17 protein-coding genes are annotated in these 17,784 nt (G+C 41.6%); 2 read left to right on the forward strand and 15 right to left on the reverse strand.

The genetic code is table 11. From position 1 onward, the window contains the following. The 13 genes from lpxA to rpsB form a co-directional block, all read right to left on the reverse strand. Window positions 1–768 carry an acyl-ACP--UDP-N-acetylglucosamine O-acyltransferase gene (gene lpxA / locus Q0688_RS05190; RefSeq protein WP_299073873.1) on the reverse strand — a complete coding sequence of 256 codons (768 nt, stop codon included), beginning with the start codon at window positions 766–768 and terminating at the stop codon, window positions 1–3. Between the two features lie 3 nt (window positions 769–771). Beyond that, complete coding sequence (gene fabZ / locus Q0688_RS05195; protein WP_299073875.1) at window positions 772–1,218, reverse strand: 3-hydroxyacyl-ACP dehydratase FabZ; 447 nt, start codon at window positions 1,216–1,218, stop codon at window positions 772–774. 38 nt (window positions 1,219–1,256) lie between these two features. Next, window positions 1,257–2,285: a UDP-3-O-(3-hydroxymyristoyl)glucosamine N-acyltransferase gene (gene lpxD / locus Q0688_RS05200; RefSeq protein WP_299073877.1), complete on the reverse strand. Its 1,029-nt coding sequence runs from the start codon at window positions 2,283–2,285 to the stop codon at window positions 1,257–1,259. A gap of 27 nt (window positions 2,286–2,312) precedes the next feature. Then, entirely contained in the window at window positions 2,313–2,828 is a 516-nt protein-coding gene (locus Q0688_RS05205) for an OmpH family outer membrane protein (RefSeq protein WP_299073879.1), read from the reverse strand. A gap of 49 nt (window positions 2,829–2,877) precedes the next feature. After that, window positions 2,878–5,355, reverse strand: a complete 2,478-nt coding sequence (bamA, locus tag Q0688_RS05210) for an outer membrane protein assembly factor BamA (RefSeq protein WP_299073880.1) — start codon at window positions 5,353–5,355, stop codon at window positions 2,878–2,880. 63 nt (window positions 5,356–5,418) lie between these two features. Then, window positions 5,419–6,771, reverse strand: a complete 1,353-nt coding sequence (gene rseP, locus Q0688_RS05215; RefSeq protein WP_299074211.1) for a sigma E protease regulator RseP — start codon at window positions 6,769–6,771, stop codon at window positions 5,419–5,421. After that, window positions 6,765–7,973 (reverse strand): 1-deoxy-D-xylulose-5-phosphate reductoisomerase, encoded by a 1,209-nt coding sequence (gene ispC / locus Q0688_RS05220; protein ID WP_299073881.1) that lies wholly within the window; start codon window positions 7,971–7,973, stop codon window positions 6,765–6,767. Before ispC ends, rseP begins: the two co-directional genes overlap by 7 nt. Beyond that, window positions 7,973–8,836, reverse strand: a complete 864-nt coding sequence (locus Q0688_RS05225) for a phosphatidate cytidylyltransferase (RefSeq protein ID WP_299073883.1) — start codon at window positions 8,834–8,836, stop codon at window positions 7,973–7,975. The genes ispC and Q0688_RS05225 overlap by 1 nt, the downstream gene beginning before the upstream one ends. Window positions 8,837–8,876: 40 nt before the next feature. Then, entirely contained in the window at window positions 8,877–9,617 is a 741-nt protein-coding gene (uppS, locus tag Q0688_RS05230; protein ID WP_299073885.1) for a polyprenyl diphosphate synthase, read from the reverse strand. 18 nt (window positions 9,618–9,635) lie between these two features. Continuing rightward, the gene (gene frr, locus Q0688_RS05235) at window positions 9,636–10,193 is read right to left on the reverse strand and encodes a ribosome recycling factor (RefSeq protein ID WP_299073887.1); all 558 of its coding nucleotides are present in this window, start codon (window positions 10,191–10,193) and stop codon (window positions 9,636–9,638) included. A gap of 26 nt (window positions 10,194–10,219) precedes the next feature. Continuing rightward, on the reverse strand, window positions 10,220–10,960 hold the full coding sequence (gene pyrH, locus Q0688_RS05240; protein WP_299073889.1) for a UMP kinase: 741 nt from the start codon (window positions 10,958–10,960) through the stop codon (window positions 10,220–10,222). Between the two features lie 209 nt (window positions 10,961–11,169). Beyond that, a complete protein-coding gene (gene tsf, locus Q0688_RS05245) occupies window positions 11,170–12,042 on the reverse strand; it encodes a translation elongation factor Ts (protein WP_299073891.1) in 873 nt (290 codons plus the stop codon). A 142-nt stretch (window positions 12,043–12,184) separates the two neighbouring features. Continuing rightward, window positions 12,185–12,916 (reverse strand): 30S ribosomal protein S2, encoded by a 732-nt coding sequence (gene rpsB / locus Q0688_RS05250; RefSeq protein ID WP_299073893.1) that lies wholly within the window; start codon window positions 12,914–12,916, stop codon window positions 12,185–12,187. Window positions 12,917–13,294: 378 nt separating this feature from the next. Between rpsB and map the strand changes: the two genes are divergently transcribed. Next, window positions 13,295–14,086 (forward strand): type I methionyl aminopeptidase, encoded by a 792-nt coding sequence (map, locus tag Q0688_RS05255; RefSeq protein WP_299073895.1) that lies wholly within the window; start codon window positions 13,295–13,297, stop codon window positions 14,084–14,086. Between the two features lie 137 nt (window positions 14,087–14,223). After that, window positions 14,224–16,839 (forward strand): [protein-PII] uridylyltransferase, encoded by a 2,616-nt coding sequence (glnD, locus tag Q0688_RS05260; protein ID WP_299074213.1) that lies wholly within the window; start codon window positions 14,224–14,226, stop codon window positions 16,837–16,839. 93 nt (window positions 16,840–16,932) lie between these two features. Here the strand turns inward: glnD and Q0688_RS05265 are convergent, their stop codons facing one another. Both Q0688_RS05265 and fdx read right to left on the reverse strand, forming a co-directional pair. After that, a complete protein-coding gene (locus Q0688_RS05265; RefSeq protein ID WP_299073897.1) occupies window positions 16,933–17,232 on the reverse strand; it encodes a YebG family protein in 300 nt (99 codons plus the stop codon). A gap of 209 nt (window positions 17,233–17,441) precedes the next feature. Then, window positions 17,442–17,780 (reverse strand): ISC system 2Fe-2S type ferredoxin, encoded by a 339-nt coding sequence (gene fdx, locus Q0688_RS05270; RefSeq protein WP_299073899.1) that lies wholly within the window; start codon window positions 17,778–17,780, stop codon window positions 17,442–17,444. Window positions 17,781–17,784: the final 4 nt, after the last annotated feature.

The raw sequence follows: 17,784 nt of genomic DNA on the forward strand, positions 1-17,784 counted from the left end.
TTAGCGAACTATGCCTCGTGAAGAGTTGGCTACAAAATCGGCTAAACCTTTGATTTCCTGTAAATTCTCTGGCATGGCTAGCATTCGAGTCACGGCTTCTTCCGCTCTGTGTCCTTGACGATATAAAATTTTGTAGGCGCGCTTAATTTGTAAAATAGTATCGCTATCAAAACCTCTACGCTTTAAACCCTCGGCGTTAATACCCCGTGGTTTATTGTCATTTCCTAACATCACAAATGGCGGTACATCGGCAAGAATTATTGCCCCACCTCCAATGAAACTGTGATCGCCAATATGACAAAATTGATGAGCCGCGGTCACGCCTCCCATAATGACCCAATCGCCAATATGCACGTGCCCCGCTAAGGTTGCACCTGTTGCCAATATACTGTTGTCGCCAATGACACAGTCGTGAGCAACATGCACATAGCACATCAATAAATTATTAGAGCCAATTCTAGTGACACTTTGATCTTGCACTGTGCCGCGATGAATAGTGACAGACTCACGAATGATATTGTGGTCGCCAATAATGAGTTCAGTTGGCTCACCGGCATATTTTTTGTCCTGACAATCTTCACCTACAGAAGCAAACTGATAGAAATGATTGCTTTTGCCTATGGTAGTTTTGCCTTTAACGACCACATGAGACTCAAGCACGGTGTTATCACCAATGCTAACATCAGCGCCAATCAGGCAAAATGCACCGACTGAAACATTGTTACCCAGTTTGGCAGAGGGGTGGATAATGGCTGTAGAATGGATCACCTGTTACAGTTTCCTCATAGCGCACATAAATTCTGCTTCACAGGCTTCTTTACCGTCAACACTGGCAATACCATGAAACTTCCAAATCCCTCTTTTTTCTTTGATCAATTTGACTTGCATATCCATACGATCACCTGGCACTACTGGCAATTTAAAGCGCGCCTTGTCGATGCCAGCGTACAGATACAAATCGTCTGAATTGCCTGCTGTTTTAAAACCTAAGACACCAGCTACCTGTGCCAGGGCTTCAAGGATCATCACGCCAGGAAAAATAGGCTTACCGGGGAAATGGCCCGTAAAACATGGCTCATTAAAGGTGATATTTTTATACGCTGATATAGACTCATTAAGCGTATAATCGGTCACTCTATCCACCAGTAAGAATGGATAACGATGCGGAAGCAACTCCATGATATCTTCTATTTCTAGCGTGTTTAATTGATTCGCCAAAGCTGTTCTCCTAAAGTAACCAGACTACAGTAGAACTGTTACTGGCCTTTTTCTAATGTTTTAACACGCTGATTAAGGCTTGTAATATTTCGCAATGCAACCATATTCTTACGCCATTCTTTATTGGCTGAAGCAGGTATACCAGATGAATACACTCCTGGCTCTGAAATACTTTTAGTCACCATACTCATACCGGTAAAAACAACATTATCACAAACATTTATGTGGCCGTTAATACCGACTAATCCGGCCATACTGCAATTCTTACCAATAACAGTGCTGCCAGCAATAACAGAACACGCGGCCATAGCGGTATTCTCGCCCATTTCAACGTTGTGAGCAATTTGGCATTGATTATCGATAATCACGCCATCGGCCAAAATAGTGTTGTCGAGTGCGCCACGATCAATTGTGGTGCTCGCGCCTATTTCAACTCTATTGCCAATAACTACGCTGCCAAGCTGAGGAATTTTTATCCATTGGCCGTTTTCATTTGCGTAACCAAAGCCATCGCTGCCGATCACAGTATTCGCTTGGATTAAACAATCGCTGCCAATTATCACTTCATGATAAATTGTCACATTAGCCCACAACCTAGTATTAGCACCAAGTTGCGCATTTTTGCCGATAAAACAGCCCGCTCCCACCACCACATTGTCGGCAAGTTTTGCACCTGCTTCAATCACAGCATGAGCGCCAACTTTTACGTTTTCTCCGAGAGAAACGCTATTATCAATCACCGCATGAGGCGAAATTTCATGAGCTGGTTCGGGAGTGGTGTCTAGTAACTGTGCCGCTTTCGCAAACCCAACATAAGGATTGGCCATAACTAAAGCGGTACCTTTACAATGGGATAATTCATCTGGATGCAATATTACAGCTTGCGCCTGTGAATCTTGTAGTTGGTTACGATATTTACTATTAGATAAAAATGAAACCTGACCTTCGCCAGCTTTCACTAAAGTAGACAAGCCACAAATAGGCGTATCTTGAGTATCACCCTCGGCTAGGTGCAGGGTTGCACCTATGCTTTGGGCCAATTGTATAAGGCTAATGGCGTGACTCAAAATACCTTCCTTAAGGAACTAGGTGATCTACTTAATTTTTTCAACTTGTTCTAAAACAAGTTTAGATATGTCGCTATCAGGCGCGATATAAGCAACGGCGTTAGCATTCAATATCACGTCGTACTTTTCTTTTGCCGCTACAGCGTCGATGCCTTGCTTGATCAAACCTAACAATTTATTTTGCTCTAATTGTAAGCGCTGTTGAATCTCTTTTTGCAGAGGCTGAGCTTTGCTAGTGTATTCTTCACGTAATGCAATAATTTTGCCTTCTAGCTCTGTTTTTTGCTTTGCACTCATCGTTGCCGCATCACGCTGATTTTTTTCAAGGTAATACTTGATGTCTTTTTCTAAACGACTGACTTCTTCAGTCTTATCTTTAAATTCTGCCGCGACTGTTTCCTGAATACTAGCAGCCTGAGGCATAGCCTGAAAAATGCCTTGCACATTTACAGCACCAATTTTCTGTTCTGCAAACACAGCTGAACTTGCCATAGCTGTTGTTAACAATGCACCTGCAATTAAACTTTTTGTAAACTTTTTCAAAAGGAACTCCTACTTCTTATTGTCCGTGGTTGGATTAGCAACCAAAAAATTAAAATGTTTGACCAATATTAAAGGTGAAGAATTTAGAATCATCACCTTCTCTTTTTTGTATTGGCTTCGAGAAACTAAACACCATCGGCCCCATAGGCGATAGCCATTGTACAGAAACTCCACCTGATGCTCTATAGAGTGTGGGGTCACTATAATCAATTAATCCATCATTGTTATAGATATTATTCACTTCTAAAGAATTATAGCGATCGTAATCAAACTCAGTGTCCCACACATTACCCACATCAATAAATAAGCTGGTACGTACTGAACTATCAAAATCTGCTTCAACAAAAGGGGTAGGCACGATTAACTCAACGCCACCCAAAATCATGGCATTACCACCAAGCGAACGAGTGGAAATAGAAATGGTATCGTTGGAATTGTCACCCAAAATCACATGACCATTAGGATCAGTTACCACTCTTGCTGGCGTCACTTGCACGCCACGAGGTCCGACCGTATTATTTTCAAAGCCCCTAAGTGAATCTGATCCACCTGCTGTGAAATGTTGGGTAAAGGGTAATATTTGGTCGATACCGTCTACGTCACCATAACCATTACCATATCCCATTTTCAACCTTGCTAAGAAGGACCAACGTTGATTGCGCGATATTGGGAAATACCATTTTCCATCAATCTCAGTTTTAAAATAATTCACATCGGAGTTAGGGGTAGTCACACTAAATGATGCCCGTTGAGACGATCCAGCGGTAGGAAATACCCCGCGATTTAAGGTGCTACGTGACCAAGCTACTGATGCCAAAAAGCTATCATAATTAATAGCCGCATCGGGATCATTTGGATCCACAAACTGATTGTTAAAGCGGGTGGTTTGCACATAAGGTTGGCGCTGATATAGCTCAACCGAACTAAAAGTTAGACCAAAATTAATGCGGTTAAATTGATTAATGGGGTAACCAACATTAGCTCCCACTGAAAACTGTTTACTGTCGTATTGAATAAGGTTAGCGGAACTACCGTCAAATTCACTGTAAGAGATTGAACCCCCTAAGCTAATACCATCAATAGTAAAGTAGGGATCGGTGTAAGACAACTGGACACTCTTTTGATAAGAAACCGTGCTGACATTAAATGCTATACGCTTGCCCGTACCTAAGAAATTATCTTGCTGAATGCCCGCGTTGAGGCTTAATTTAGTACGATCTCCGTAACCTATACCGGCATTAAACGCTCCAGATGGCTGTTCTTTAACGGTAAAGTTCACATCAACTTTATCTTCTTCGCCAGGCAATCGCACCGTTTCAAAGTCAACATTTTCCATATAAGTTAAGCGCGACAAACTATTTTTTGATGACTCTAAGGTAGCGTTAGACAACCAAGAACCTTCCATTTGCGATACTGATTGACGTAGCACTTCATCTGCGGTGCCAATATTGCCCTTAAAGTTAATGCGGCGCACATAAATACGTTTACCAGGGTCAACTGACAACACTAGCTTAACGGTTTTGTCTTCTTCATTAATATCGGGAATAGTTGTAACCGTTGGGTAGGCATAGCCAGAGCGGCCTAGATAATTACTGATAAATTCTTCGGTATAGGTTACTTGAGCTTGGTTGTACAACTCACCGGCTCGTAATGGAAGAACCAATTTAATGTAATCTTCAAACCCTAATAAATCACCAATAAGTTCAACCTCGGAAATGCTGTACTTCTCTCCTTCATCGACATTTAATGTGACATAAATACCGGTTTTATCTGGTGTCATAGTGACTTGTGTGGAATCAATATTAAAACGCAAGTATCCACGGTCTTTGTAATAGCTAGTAATAGTTTCCATATCACCGGTTAAGGTTTGCTTCTGATAGCGGGTCTCTGACAAAAAGTCCCACCATGGGGTGTTGAACTTTAACTCTACAAGGTCAAGCAGTTCAGGATCACTGAAGGTGTCGTTGCCCACTACGTTAATTTGTTGGATCTTAGCTGAATCGCCCTCTTCAAAAAGCAGTTTTAGGTCAACTCGATTTCGCGGAAGAGGAGTAATAATCGCGGTTACATCGGCGTTGTATTTACCGATACTGTAGAAAAAGTCCTTTAAACCATTTTCTATGGACGTTAGAACAGTTTTATCTAGTGGTTCGCCGACTATCAAGTTTGCGTCATTTAGACTGTCTTGCAGTTGCTCATCTTTGATATCGTCATTGTCTTCAAATTCAATATTGCTAATAGTGGGTCTTTCCGTCACACGTACCAATAAGGTATTACCATCACGCAATATTTGAATGTTTTCGAAATGGGTAGATGAATACATAGATCTAATAAGTTGAGAGATCCGAAAAGCATTCATTTCATCGCCCACAGTAACAGGCAAATAGGTCAACGCCGCACCTAAGGCAACACGCTGCAAACCTTCAATTCTAATATCTTTAACAACAAACTCAGAACTCGGGGCTGCTTTGGCGAAGCTAGCAATGGATAATATTAATCCGGCAACAACTAACTGTTTAAACTTCATTTATTAATATTCTTCCTAAACGCACAATCTAATTGCTGTGCCTGACCATATGGCCGATAAAAATTATAAACGCGCAATATCATTAACAATTGCGATGCTCATTAATAACAGCAGCAACACGCCACCAATCTTAAAACCAACTTCTTGTACTGACTCTGGGACAGGCTTACCGCTAAAAAGCTCTATAAAATAATAGAGTAAGTGCCCACCATCAAGCACTGGTAGAGGTAAAAGGTTAATTATTCCCAAATTAACGCTAATTAGCGCCAAAAAGCCTAAAAAATACACTAATCCCATGCTGGCACTTGTACCCGCTCCTTGAGCAATGGCGATAGGTCCACTCAAATTTTTAACCGAAACATCACCTGTTATCAGTTTTCCTAACATCTCAATGCTTAGTGTCATTAAGCGCCATGTTTTGTCTATTCCCTTAGAAAAGGCAGCGCCTAAACCATATTGATGCACAAACATCATTCCCTCGGGCCAAGGTTCAAGTGTGGGTGTAAAGCCCATATATCCCTTAGTGGTTTGTGCTTCAGTTTTACTACCGATAGTGCCGTTTAACGTCACAACTTGGTCATTTCTAAGAACCTCAACTTCCACCGCTTGGTTGGGCCTAGAGGAAACATAACCCACTATTTGTTCCCAATTTTCCATACTAGTTCCATCAAGACTGACAATTTTGTCATTCGCCTGAAAACCTATACGCTGCGCTGCCGATCCATTTTCAACATGGCCCAACACATTTAGCACTTTAGGGCGAAATGGACTCAGCCCTAAACTAGCAAGAACCGTGGTTTTATCTGGATCGAATGACCACTCCCTCAAATCAACTGTGGCCGATTTTTCAAAATGGTTGTCATTGTCTGTCCACTTAACAAGCATCTCATCATGGCCAATAAACGACATCAATTCGTAGGCAACATCTTCCCAATCCACAACTTTACGATCACCAATTTGTGTTAAAACGGCATTAGCGGGGATGTTACTTTGGCTTAAGATACTGTCTGGCTCAATACTGCCCACAACAGGTTTTACGGTTTGTAAACCTATTAGGTACATAATAAACAACGCAAAAATAGCAAACAAAAAATTGACAATTGGCCCCGCAGCAATAATCGCTATTCGTTTTAATACATGCTGACGATTGAAAGCATAAGGTAAGTCTTGCTCGGCGACTTCATCGACTCGCTCATCAAGCATGCGGACATAACCACCAAGAGGGATCGCTGAGATGACGTATTCTGTACCGAGTTTGTCTGTTTTTCGCCAAAGCGCTTTACCAAAACCGACTGAGAACCGTTCGACTTTCACGCCGCATCTACGGGCGACCCAAAAATGTCCCCACTCATGTACTGCCACTAAAATTCCCAAAGCAACAATAAAGGAAACCACACTAATGAGAAAACTCACGATCCTACCTTCTTCATTGCATTTAGATTCAACTCAGCAATAATATGCGACGCAAGTTTACGAGCAGACTGATCACTTTGAAGTACCTCTTCAACTGAAACTAAGGTGTGAGATGATGTTTGCTGTAAGCACTCTTGGTTTACTTCTGCAATTTGTGTAAAGCCAATGTGACCTTGTAAAAATGCCTCGACTGCCACTTCGTTAGCAGCGTTAAGCGTTGTGGTCGCATATTGCCCGGCGTCACTTGCTTGGATGGCAAGATATAAATTAGGATAACGCTGGGGCTCAGGCTCAGAAAAGGTAAAGTTGGCCAATTGCTTAAAATCTAAAGGTGCCACACCCGACTCAAGACGTTTTGGGAAAGCCAACGCGTGGGCGATTGGTGTACGCATATCAGGATTGCCCATTTGCGCCAGCACAGAGCCATCACGATATTGCACCATAGAGTGAATAATACTTTGTGGGTGCAACACAACTTGAATATCTGAGGTGTTTAATCCAAATAACCACTTTGCCTCTATAAACTCTAAACCTTTGTTCATCATAGTTGCAGAATCAATAGATATTTTACGGCCCATATCCCAATTAGGATGAGCGCATGCTTGTTGTGGCGTGACTTGGTGCAACTCACTTAGTGTAGAGCTCAAAAACGGCCCACCGGACCCCGTTAACAAAATCTTACTGATCCCAGAAGCGGGTAAATCGCCGTACTTAAAGTCGCTAGGGAGGCACTGAAAAATAGCGTTGTGCTCACTGTCGATGGGCAATACTTGGGCATTATGCTGGTTTGCGGCTTGAATAAATAAATCGCCAGACATAACCAGAGATTCTTTATTAGCTAATAATACTTTTTTACCTGCTGTTACCGCTGCTAAGGTGGGCAATAATCCAGCGGCACCAACAATAGCCGCCATTACCACATCAACCTCAGTGGCGCTGGCCACTTGTTCTAGCGCATCGGGGCCGGCTAAAACTTCACATTTTAGTCCATGTTCCGAGAATAACTTTTTGGCTTGAGAAAATAGCTGTGGATCGGAAATAACCACATATTCAGGAGAGCATGTCTTGGCTTGACGCAATAACAACTCAATATTACTGTGCGCCGTTATCGCATAAACACTATACAGATCAGGATGCAGGCTCAGCACTTCTATTGTGTTTTTACCTATTGAACCTGTGGCGCCCAAAATACTAATTTTTTGCATTAGGCCATCCATGTCACGTAGCAAAATGCAAAAACCGGAAAGGCGGCCGTTAGGCTATCGATTCTATCCATTACACCACCGTGCCCAGGCAATAGCTTGCCACTATCTTTGATACCAGCACAGCGTTTAAACATACTTTCATTTAAATCACCTAAAGCTGATACACCGACGGTAATGGCACCCACAAGAATGTGCAACCAAATACGCGAAGGATCTACTTGATAATGCAATGCAGCAAAAGCAATGATTGCAGACGATGCCATCACGCCTCCCATAAGCCCTTCTAACGTTTTGCCAGGAGATACCTCGGGACGTAACTTATGTTTACCAAACTTAACACCAACAAAAAATGCGCCTACGTCTGCCGCCCAAACAATACCTAACACGTAAAAAATAAGGGACGCTCCATAATAGGGATCAACGTCATACAAGCTGGTACGCAATGAAACCACGGCCACCCATGTGGGAATAAGGGTTAAGAAACCGAAAATTCCCCTAAGTATTTTACTGGTGTACCAAATTGAGCTGTATTTAGGGTAGGCAATAATCATTCCTAGCGATATCACCCACCAAATAGATGCAACACTGAGAATATTAGTATAATGACTGTTTAGTTGCCCTTGATACCAAATTAAGTCAGCGGGCAACACAATGGATAAAATCACGCAACTTGCGGTAACAAGCACAGCATAAGAAATTTTGCTAAAGGTTCGCGTCATACCAGACATGCTGGACCATTCCCACGCTCCCAGTCCAACCACTAAAGCAATGACAATTTGAAAACTCATTAGTGGCAAATACAAAATGGCAAAGAGTGCCAAAGGAGCAAGAATAAGCGCGGTGATAATACGTTGTTTTAACACGTTCGCCTCTGATGTTTATTATTGATGATGTATAGCATGATTAACTTACCTGCTCTGAGGTTTTGCCAAAACGCCTTTGACGTTCATTAAAAGCACTTACAGCCAGTTGAAAACAAGCCTCATCAAAATCAGGCCAAAACTCTTCGATAAAATATAATTCAGCATAAGCTATTTGCCACAATAAGAAGTTACTGATGCGATACTCCCCACCTGTGCGTATCAATAAATCTACCGCAGGAAAATCCGCAGTACAGGTATTCTGAGTAAAGACTTCTTCATCAATATCTGCCATATCCAGTTGCCCACTTTGTACTTGGGCAATAAGGCTTTTGGTTGCGTTAACAATGTCCCAGCGTCCACCGTAGTTAGCAGCAATATTTAACACTAAACTATCGTTAGTTGCAGTCAGGGCTTCGGCTTCACGAATTCTGTTCACCAATTTTTTATCAAATCGACTGGTATCACCAATGATCTTGAGTCTGACGTTATTCTTATGCAGTTTTTTAACTTCGCTGCCAAGCACCATGTTAAAAAGCTCCATTAGAACGCCCACTTCTTCAGCGGGTCGATTCCAATTCTCACTGCTAAACGCAAATAGTGTTAGGGCTTTCACCCCATTTTTTAGCGCAAAGGACACCGAGGCTTTGACTGCTTTAACCCCCGCTCTATGGCCAAAAGTGCGGATTTTGCCTTTCTTCTTGGCCCAGCGACCATTACCATCCATAATAATGGCCACATGTTGAGGCATGCTTGTTGCAACTAGCTGTTCAGATAAATTCATTAATCAAATCTAACTCAATTACACTTCCATTAAGTCTTTTTCTTTCGCAACTAAGATCTCATCTACTTCTTTAACAAAAGTATCGGTTAATTTCTGTATATCGTCTTCACCACGGCGGCTATCATCTTCGCTGATTTCTTTTTCTTTCAATAGCTCTTTAATATCACTATTCGCATCACGTCGAATATTTCGAATCGCCACCTTGCCTTGCTCAGCTTCGGCGCGTACCACACGGATTAGATCTTTACGTCGTTCTTCGGTCAATGCTGGCATAGGTATACGCATCACAGCCCCTGCGCTCATAGGGTTAAGCCCTAAATCCGATTGCATTATGGCTTTTTCAACAGCTTTGGCAGAGCTTTTATCAAACACAGTTAGTGCTAAAGTACGGGCATCTTCGGCGATAATATTAGCTAATTGTTTTAGCGGTGTATCTGTACCGTAATAAGGCACCACAATACTATCCAAAAGGCTTGGATGGGCGCGACCGGTGCGAATTTTGGAAAGTTGCCCTTTTAATGATGTAATGCTTTTTTCCATACGCTGACGCGCATCATCGTTAATTTCGTCAATCATGTAATAGTTTCCTATTTCTATTTTATTTATTTTATTTCTTGGGTATGACAGATTAAGGTACCTTCATCTTCACCCATGACTACCGCTTTCATACTGCCAGGTTTGTTCATATTAAAAACACGAATAGGCACATTATGATCACGAGCAAGGGTAAAGGCGGCTAAATCCATGACTTTTAGCTCTTTCTCTAACACTTCTGAATATGACAATTCTTTGTACAGTCTTGCTTCTGGATTCTTAACTGGGTCTTCATCATACACACCGTCGACCTTAGTGCCTTTTAATACGGCATCAGCCTCGATTTCAATGCCTCTTAAACATGCGGCGGAGTCGGTTGTAAAAAATGGGTTACCTGTACCGGCAGAAAAAATCACCACCCGCCCAGACTTTAATAAACTAATGGCTTCAGCCCAGTTGTAGGCGTCACACACACCATTTAGTGGAATAGCTGACATTAAACGAGCGTTTACAAACGCTCGATGTAAGGCATCGCGCATCGCAAGACCATTCATCACTGTGGCTAACATGCCCATGTGATCGCCCACCACGCGGTTCATACCTGCCTTTGCCAAGCCTTCCCCACGAAACAGATTACCACCACCTATCACCAATCCGACTTCAACACCCAATTCGACAATTTCTTTAATCTCTTGGGCCATGCGTTCTAACACTTTCGGATCAATTCCAAATCCCTCGTCTCCCATTAGGGCTTCACCACTTAGCTTTAACAATATTCTTCGATAAGCGGACTTTGGTGCAATACTCATAGATTGATATTTCCTTAAGGTGATAAAGGCTACTGGTGATTTACGTTTATATATGCTTCTGCCATCTCAAACTCACTAATTAAAAACAGCAGAAGCATATATAAAAAAGCACCTCAATTTGAGGTGCCAGTATTATACCCAAACAACGTCAAAATGCATGTTTCCACTGCAATTAAAATTGTTGGCAGATATCAAAATCTGTAACTTGCTTACTTTTTAGCTGCTGCCATTTGAGCAGCTACTTCAGCAGCAAAATCTTCTTCTTTCTTCTCGATGCCTTCACCTACTTCAAAACGCACGAAGTTAATAACATCGGCACCTTTTGATTTAAGTAAATCAGCAACTAGCATTGAAGGGTCTTTTACAAAAGGTTGACCTGTTAAGCTTACTTCGCCCGTGAATTTCTTCATACGACCAGAAACCATTTTCTCAGCGATTTCAGCAGGCTTACCAGATTGAATAGCGATATCCAACTGAATTTCTTTTTCTTTGGCAACAACTTCTGCAGGTACATCTTCAGGCTTCACATATTGTGGGCTAGACGCAGCAACATGCATAGCAATGTCTTTCGCCAACTCTTCATCGCCGCCTTGTAAAATAGCAACAACGCCGATACGAGCGCTGTGTACATATGCGCCAAGGTTATCACCTTCGATGCTGATTACACGACGGGGGCTGATGTTCTCACCAATTTTGGCCACTAAGGTATCACGTAAATCGCTGATTTTAACGCCATCGATTTCAGTGTTATTCAGTGTATCCATATCATTAATCTTGTTAGCAGAGGCTACTTCGATTAACTGCTGGCCAAATTTAATGAATCCATCGTCACGTGCAACGAAATCAGTTTCACTGTTTACTTCCATCATAGTTGCTACACCATTAGCAACTTTAGTCAAAATCACACCTTCAGCGGCGATACGGCCAGCTTTTTTGGCTGCTTTCGCTTGACCATTTTTACGCATATTCTCAATTGCTAGCTCGATATCACCATCGGTTTCTACCAAGGCTTTTTTACAATCAAGCATGCCGGCGGCTGTACGCTCGCGCAATTCTTTAACTAGGGCTGCAGTCACTGCCATTTTCGTTTCCTCATCAAAATAATTTGATCAAACTATTTGAAATTAAACATTTAAAAACAGGGGCGAAAGCCCCTGTTTGATTTATTCATCATAGATAACAAGGATCTCGTTACCTGTTTAGTGCTTGTTGCTGCTTATCTGATTACTCAGCCGCTTCTACAAACTCACCTTTTTCAGCTTGCGCTTCTAGGTTTTGATCACGTCCATTAATCACGGCATCAGCTGCAGCGTTCAAATATAGTTGAACGGCACGGATAGCATCATCATTTCCAGGTACGATGTAATCAACGCCATCTGGGTTTGAGTTAGTATCAACTACTGAAACAACTGGGATACCCAAGTTGCGTGCTTCAGTGATTGCAATGTGCTCGTGGTCAGCATCAACAACAAACAATACGTCTGGTAAACCACCCATGTTTTTGATACCACCTAGGCTAGTTTCTAGCTTAGTCATTTCACGGGTAAGCATTAACACTTCTTTTTTGGTTAATTTTTCGAACGTACCGTCTTGGCTTTGTTGCTCAAGCTCTTTTAAACGTTTGATTGACTGACGAACTGTTTTCCAGTTAGTTAACATCCCGCCTAACCAGCGTTTGTTAACATAAAATTGGTCACATTTGTCTGCGGCTTCTTTCACTGCATCACTTGCTGCACGTTTAGTACCAACAAAAAGGATTTTACCTTTTTTAGAAGCTACACTGCCAACAAAGTTAAGTGCTTCGTTGAACATAGGCACAGTTTTTTCAAGATTGATGATATGAACTTTGTTACGTGCGCCGAAAATGAAAGGCTTCATTTTTGGGTTCCAGTAACGAGTTTGGTGTCCAAAGTGTACGCCTGCCTGAAGCATGTCGCGCATAGATACATTTGCCATTATAAAGATTCCTCAATATGGGGTTAGGCCTCCATACATCCCAGTTCTCGATCCGCTCAGATTAGCTCTTTGCAGACACCCCGAAAAATGTGTCGATGTATGTGTGATATTAATGCTAATTTCTTAGCTACTTCGCGATAATTAACTTGGGTTTTCACCCCCATTAATTTCAACGGTGCGCTTTATAGCATGAGGTATCCAAATATACAAGTTTAACCTCTTAAAAATTGCCCCTTGAATCAATTAACGCGAACTCGGGTTAATTGATTCTAAGAATAGGTTAGTGCTTTCTACGCTATACAATATAAATGTGAAAAGTTAATATATATGTCATGTTTAGGGTCACTGCCCTTTAAAAATCTAAATAGGAATAAAGCATTGTCTGCCATCATAAAAACTCCCGCCGAAATCGAAAAAATGCGCATCGCTGGACGCCTTGCAGCAGATGTATTACAGATGATAGGTAAACATGTGAAAAAAGGGGTGACGACCAATCACCTTAATCAAATTTGTCACGATTATATTGTTAACGAGCAAAAATGCATCCCTGCTCCTCTAAATTATGGTCACCCACCTTTTCCGAAGTCTATTTGCACCTCGGTTAATCACGTTATTTGCCATGGGATCCCTGCTGATAAAAAACTTAAAGAGGGTGACTCTGTCAATATTGATGTAACTGTTATTAAAGATGGTTATCACGGGGACACCTCAAAAATGTTTGTCGTTGGCAAACCCTCTATTTTAACTGAACGACTGATTAAAGTGACACAACAGTCCTTGTATAAAGCCATAAAAATGGTAAAGCCGGGCGCCCGCTTAGGAGATATTGGTTATGTTATTCAACAATATGCTGAGAGCCACAATTATTCCATTGTACGAGAGTATTGTGGGCATGGCATAGGTGCTAGTTTCCATGAAGAGCCTCAAGTGGTGCACTATGGCAAGCCTAATACAGGTGAAACGCTAGAGGAAGGCATGTGTTTTACCATAGAGCCTATGGTAAATGCAGGTAAACGTTACTCAAAAGTATTGCCGGATAAATGGACTGTAGTCACTAAAGACAGAAGTCTCAGCGCCCAATGGGAACACACTTTATTGGTAACGGCTAATGGGGTTGAAATATTAACCTTACGAGATGACGAAGAGATCGACCGCATTATTAGTCACTAAGTAAATTTAAGGCAAGCTATTGTCGACTTATCTAAGGTTAGAAACTTAGATAATCTTAGCTTGCCAGAAACATTGGTAATGTACGCCAGATTATGGCTCTCAGTGGTTCAAACATTCCGTTAATAGAGGTTATTTCATTGTCCTTACAAAGTCTTCTTAACCAAATAAAACGGATCACCAGTACTAACAATATTGGCGCCTACAAAACGATAGTGGCGAACAGCTACGAATGGTTAGATAGTGAATTCGGCACCGAAGAAGTCACTGAATTGGTACTGAGTAGAGCCACCTTTGTGGATGCTTTGCTTCGGCATATTTGGCAACTATTAAGTTTGCATCAAGAGCCGAATTTAGCACTTGTAGCAGTAGGAGGCTATGGACGAGGACAACTCCAACCTCACTCAGATATTGACTTATTGCTACTTAGTAAAAAACCTCTCACCAAAAAACAACAAGAGCCCATTAGCCAATTTATTACCTTATTGTGGGATATAGGTCTGGATGTAGGCCAGTCAGTACGTACTGTCAAAGAAACCTTTCAATTGGCGAAGCAAGACGTCACTATTGCCACAAACTTAGTAGAAGCACGATTACTAGACGGTTGTCAGGCGACCTTCGATGAACTGCAAGATAAACTTAGTTCAAGGGGATACTGGAGCAGTAAAGACTTTTTCCTCGCCAAGTACCAAGAGCAAATTCAACGTCATCGTAAGTTCAAAGATACTTCCTATAACCTAGAACCCAACGTCAAAGAAAGCCCAGGTTGCTTGCGAGATATTCAATCTATTGGGTGGGTAGCAAAAAAGCACTTTAATACCGCAGACGGCATAGATTTACTGGAGCATGGATACTTCAATCAACAGGAATTTAACGAGTTGATTGAATGTCGAGAGAAACTTTGGGGGATAAGGTTTGCATTGCATTTAGTCGCTGGTCGCAGTGAAAATCGTTTGCTATTTGACTATCAGCCCGATGTGGCTGCGCGACTTGGTTATGGCGATGATGGTAAAGCTTCTGTAGAAAAAATGATGAAATTTTTCTTCAGAACAGTGCGACGCATTAGCGAACTCAACAAAATGTTATTGCAGCGCTTTAGTCAAGACATACTAAGTTTAAAGGTCAAACAACAGCTACAAATTAATCAAGACTTTGAGTTACTCGATGGGTTTCTAGCACCTACAAATGATCATGTATTTAATTCTCCCGAGGCTATTTTACGATTTTTATTGTTAATTGCAGACACCCCCGAAGTAATAGATCTACACTCAAGTTGTTTACGTCAACTACGTGTTGCTAGACGAGCGTTCCGCAAGCAATACTATGTTGAGCGAGAGGAATGTCGAACGCTATTTATTCAGCTCACACAGCACAGTAACTTCTTTGCATTAAGCTGGGATATTATGCATAAACACGGAATCTTGCAGGCTTACATTCCCCAATGGGATCATATAGTTGGCATGATGCAGTTTGATCTATTCCATGCCTATACCGTCGACGAACACACTCACCGACTGGTTAAAAATCTTCATCAGTATTCGCAGCCAGATAACAAAAAATTTCCTCGTAGTGGAAACATAGTCAAGAATCTTGATAAACCTGAACTACTATTTATCGCGGCTATATATCACGACATAGGCAAAGGCCGTAAAGGCGATCACTCAAAACTAGGTGCTGTTGATGTTGAAGAGTTTTGCCATCGGCACGGGATCAACGCCATAGATACAGAGTTGATTAGATGGCTGGTTGAAAGTCACTTGCTTATGTCGGTCGTTGCACAAAGACGAGACATTTATGATCCAATGGTTATCAATGAATTTGCTCAAGCAGTACGTACCCATAATAATCTAAACCATTTGTATGTTTTAACGCTCGCTGATATCAGGGCAACAAATGACAACCTGTGGAACGACTGGAAAGCCACTTTACTCAGAGAGTTATATTTATTAACTCAAAAAGCCTTAGATAATGGCCTAGAATGCAAAGTTGCCTTGCAAGACCGAGTAAGCGAGCACCAAGACAAAGCCATGGCCTTCTTAGTTGAAAATGGTATGAACCAAACTCAAGTGTCACAGTTTTGGAAGCGTTTAACGGATGATTATTTTGCTAGATTCAAACCAAAACAAATTGCCTGGCATGCTAATTTGATTTTGGCTGCGCATCCCATGACGGATGATTTTTTACTAGTAGGGACTAGCGCTGATACGTCTAGAGCAGGTGCTGAACTGATAGTATATGGCAAAGACCAAAATATGATGTTTGCCCAAATCGCATCAGTGCTCGATAGCAGAAATTGTTCAATTCATGACGCCCAAATCATGCGAACCCATGATGACTATATGTTTGAAAGCTTTATTATTTTGGAACCTAACGGCGATAGGATCACCTCAGAATCCCGCTTAAACAGTTTACGCGAGGCCGTTGAAACTCAGCTAAATAAGCCCGGCGAAAAACACGTCAACAGGCGTAAAATGTCTAGGCAAATGAAGCAATTGGATGTAAAAACTAAGGTAAGATTTTATCCCACCCAAACCAATGTTACCTTGGTTGAACTTGAAGCTTTAGACGCCCCAGGGTTACTGGCGAATATCAGTGAGCAATTTATCGCTCTTAATTTTAAATTGCACCAAGCTAAAATATCTACTATTGGGGAGCGAGCGGAAGATTTATTTATTATAAACAACAAATTTGATCAGCCCCTTACCCAAGCCGAACAAGTGCAATTAAAGAAACTATTAAGCGAAGCGCTAGATTAGGGAAATAGACTCTATTCGATACAGCCACAAAAACGATGGCTCCCCCGGATTAAAACACTTCGGGGGTAACCACTAGAAAGATGTGGGAATACACTAAACCTTTTTAGCCTTCTTCGCTTCAATATCCACAACATCCGCTTTTTCTTCCGTTAAGAGACTATCCGCAGTAACACCCTTCAATAATTTAGCTAACGAGTCCTTATTTTTGGACAGCATAATCGACAACTCTTCCAACACAGACACATCAAGTTTAAAGCCCTTACCTTCAATGTATTCGCTAAGGTTATCCGCTACATCGAGCATTTTATCGTATTGATCAGCTGCTTTTTTATCTGCACTCACAAACTTTTCCACCCCTTTATGTTCAACTACATAACGTGTAATGACGGCCATAATTTACTCTCTTGTGTTTAACCTTAAGCGTTAGATTAACACAAACACTGTATGTAAAAACAGTTAAATTGTGTTTTGTAATAAAAAGCTTTTACCATTCTAGGTAAGTATTGGTTGTAATACCAATTCATCCTAATAATTGCTATTAGACATGAAAAAACCAGCACTTGGCTGGTTTTTTAAAACAAAACACTACGGGTAATTCAGCGCTAGTGCCCTTCACTCACCATATTCACAGTGTATTTAGGGATTTCTACCACTAGGTCTTCATCTTTAATTATCGCTTGGCAGCCAAGGCGGGACTCTGGCTCTAGGCCCCATGCTTTGTCGAGCATATCTTCTTCTAGCTCATCACCTTCTTCTAACGAATCAAAGCCTTCGCGTACAATAATATGGCAAGTGGTGCAGGCGCATACCTTTTCACAGGCATGTTCGATACCGATGCCGTTTTTTAATGCAAGGTTTAGCACTGAAGTGCCTTTTTCACCTTCTAATACTGCACCATCTGGGCATAACTCTTCGTGGGGTAAAAAAATGACTTGTGGCATAGTG

Source organism: uncultured Paraglaciecola sp., from assembly GCF_937123705.1.
In the GTDB taxonomy this organism is placed as follows: domain Bacteria; phylum Pseudomonadota; class Gammaproteobacteria; order Enterobacterales; family Alteromonadaceae; genus Paraglaciecola.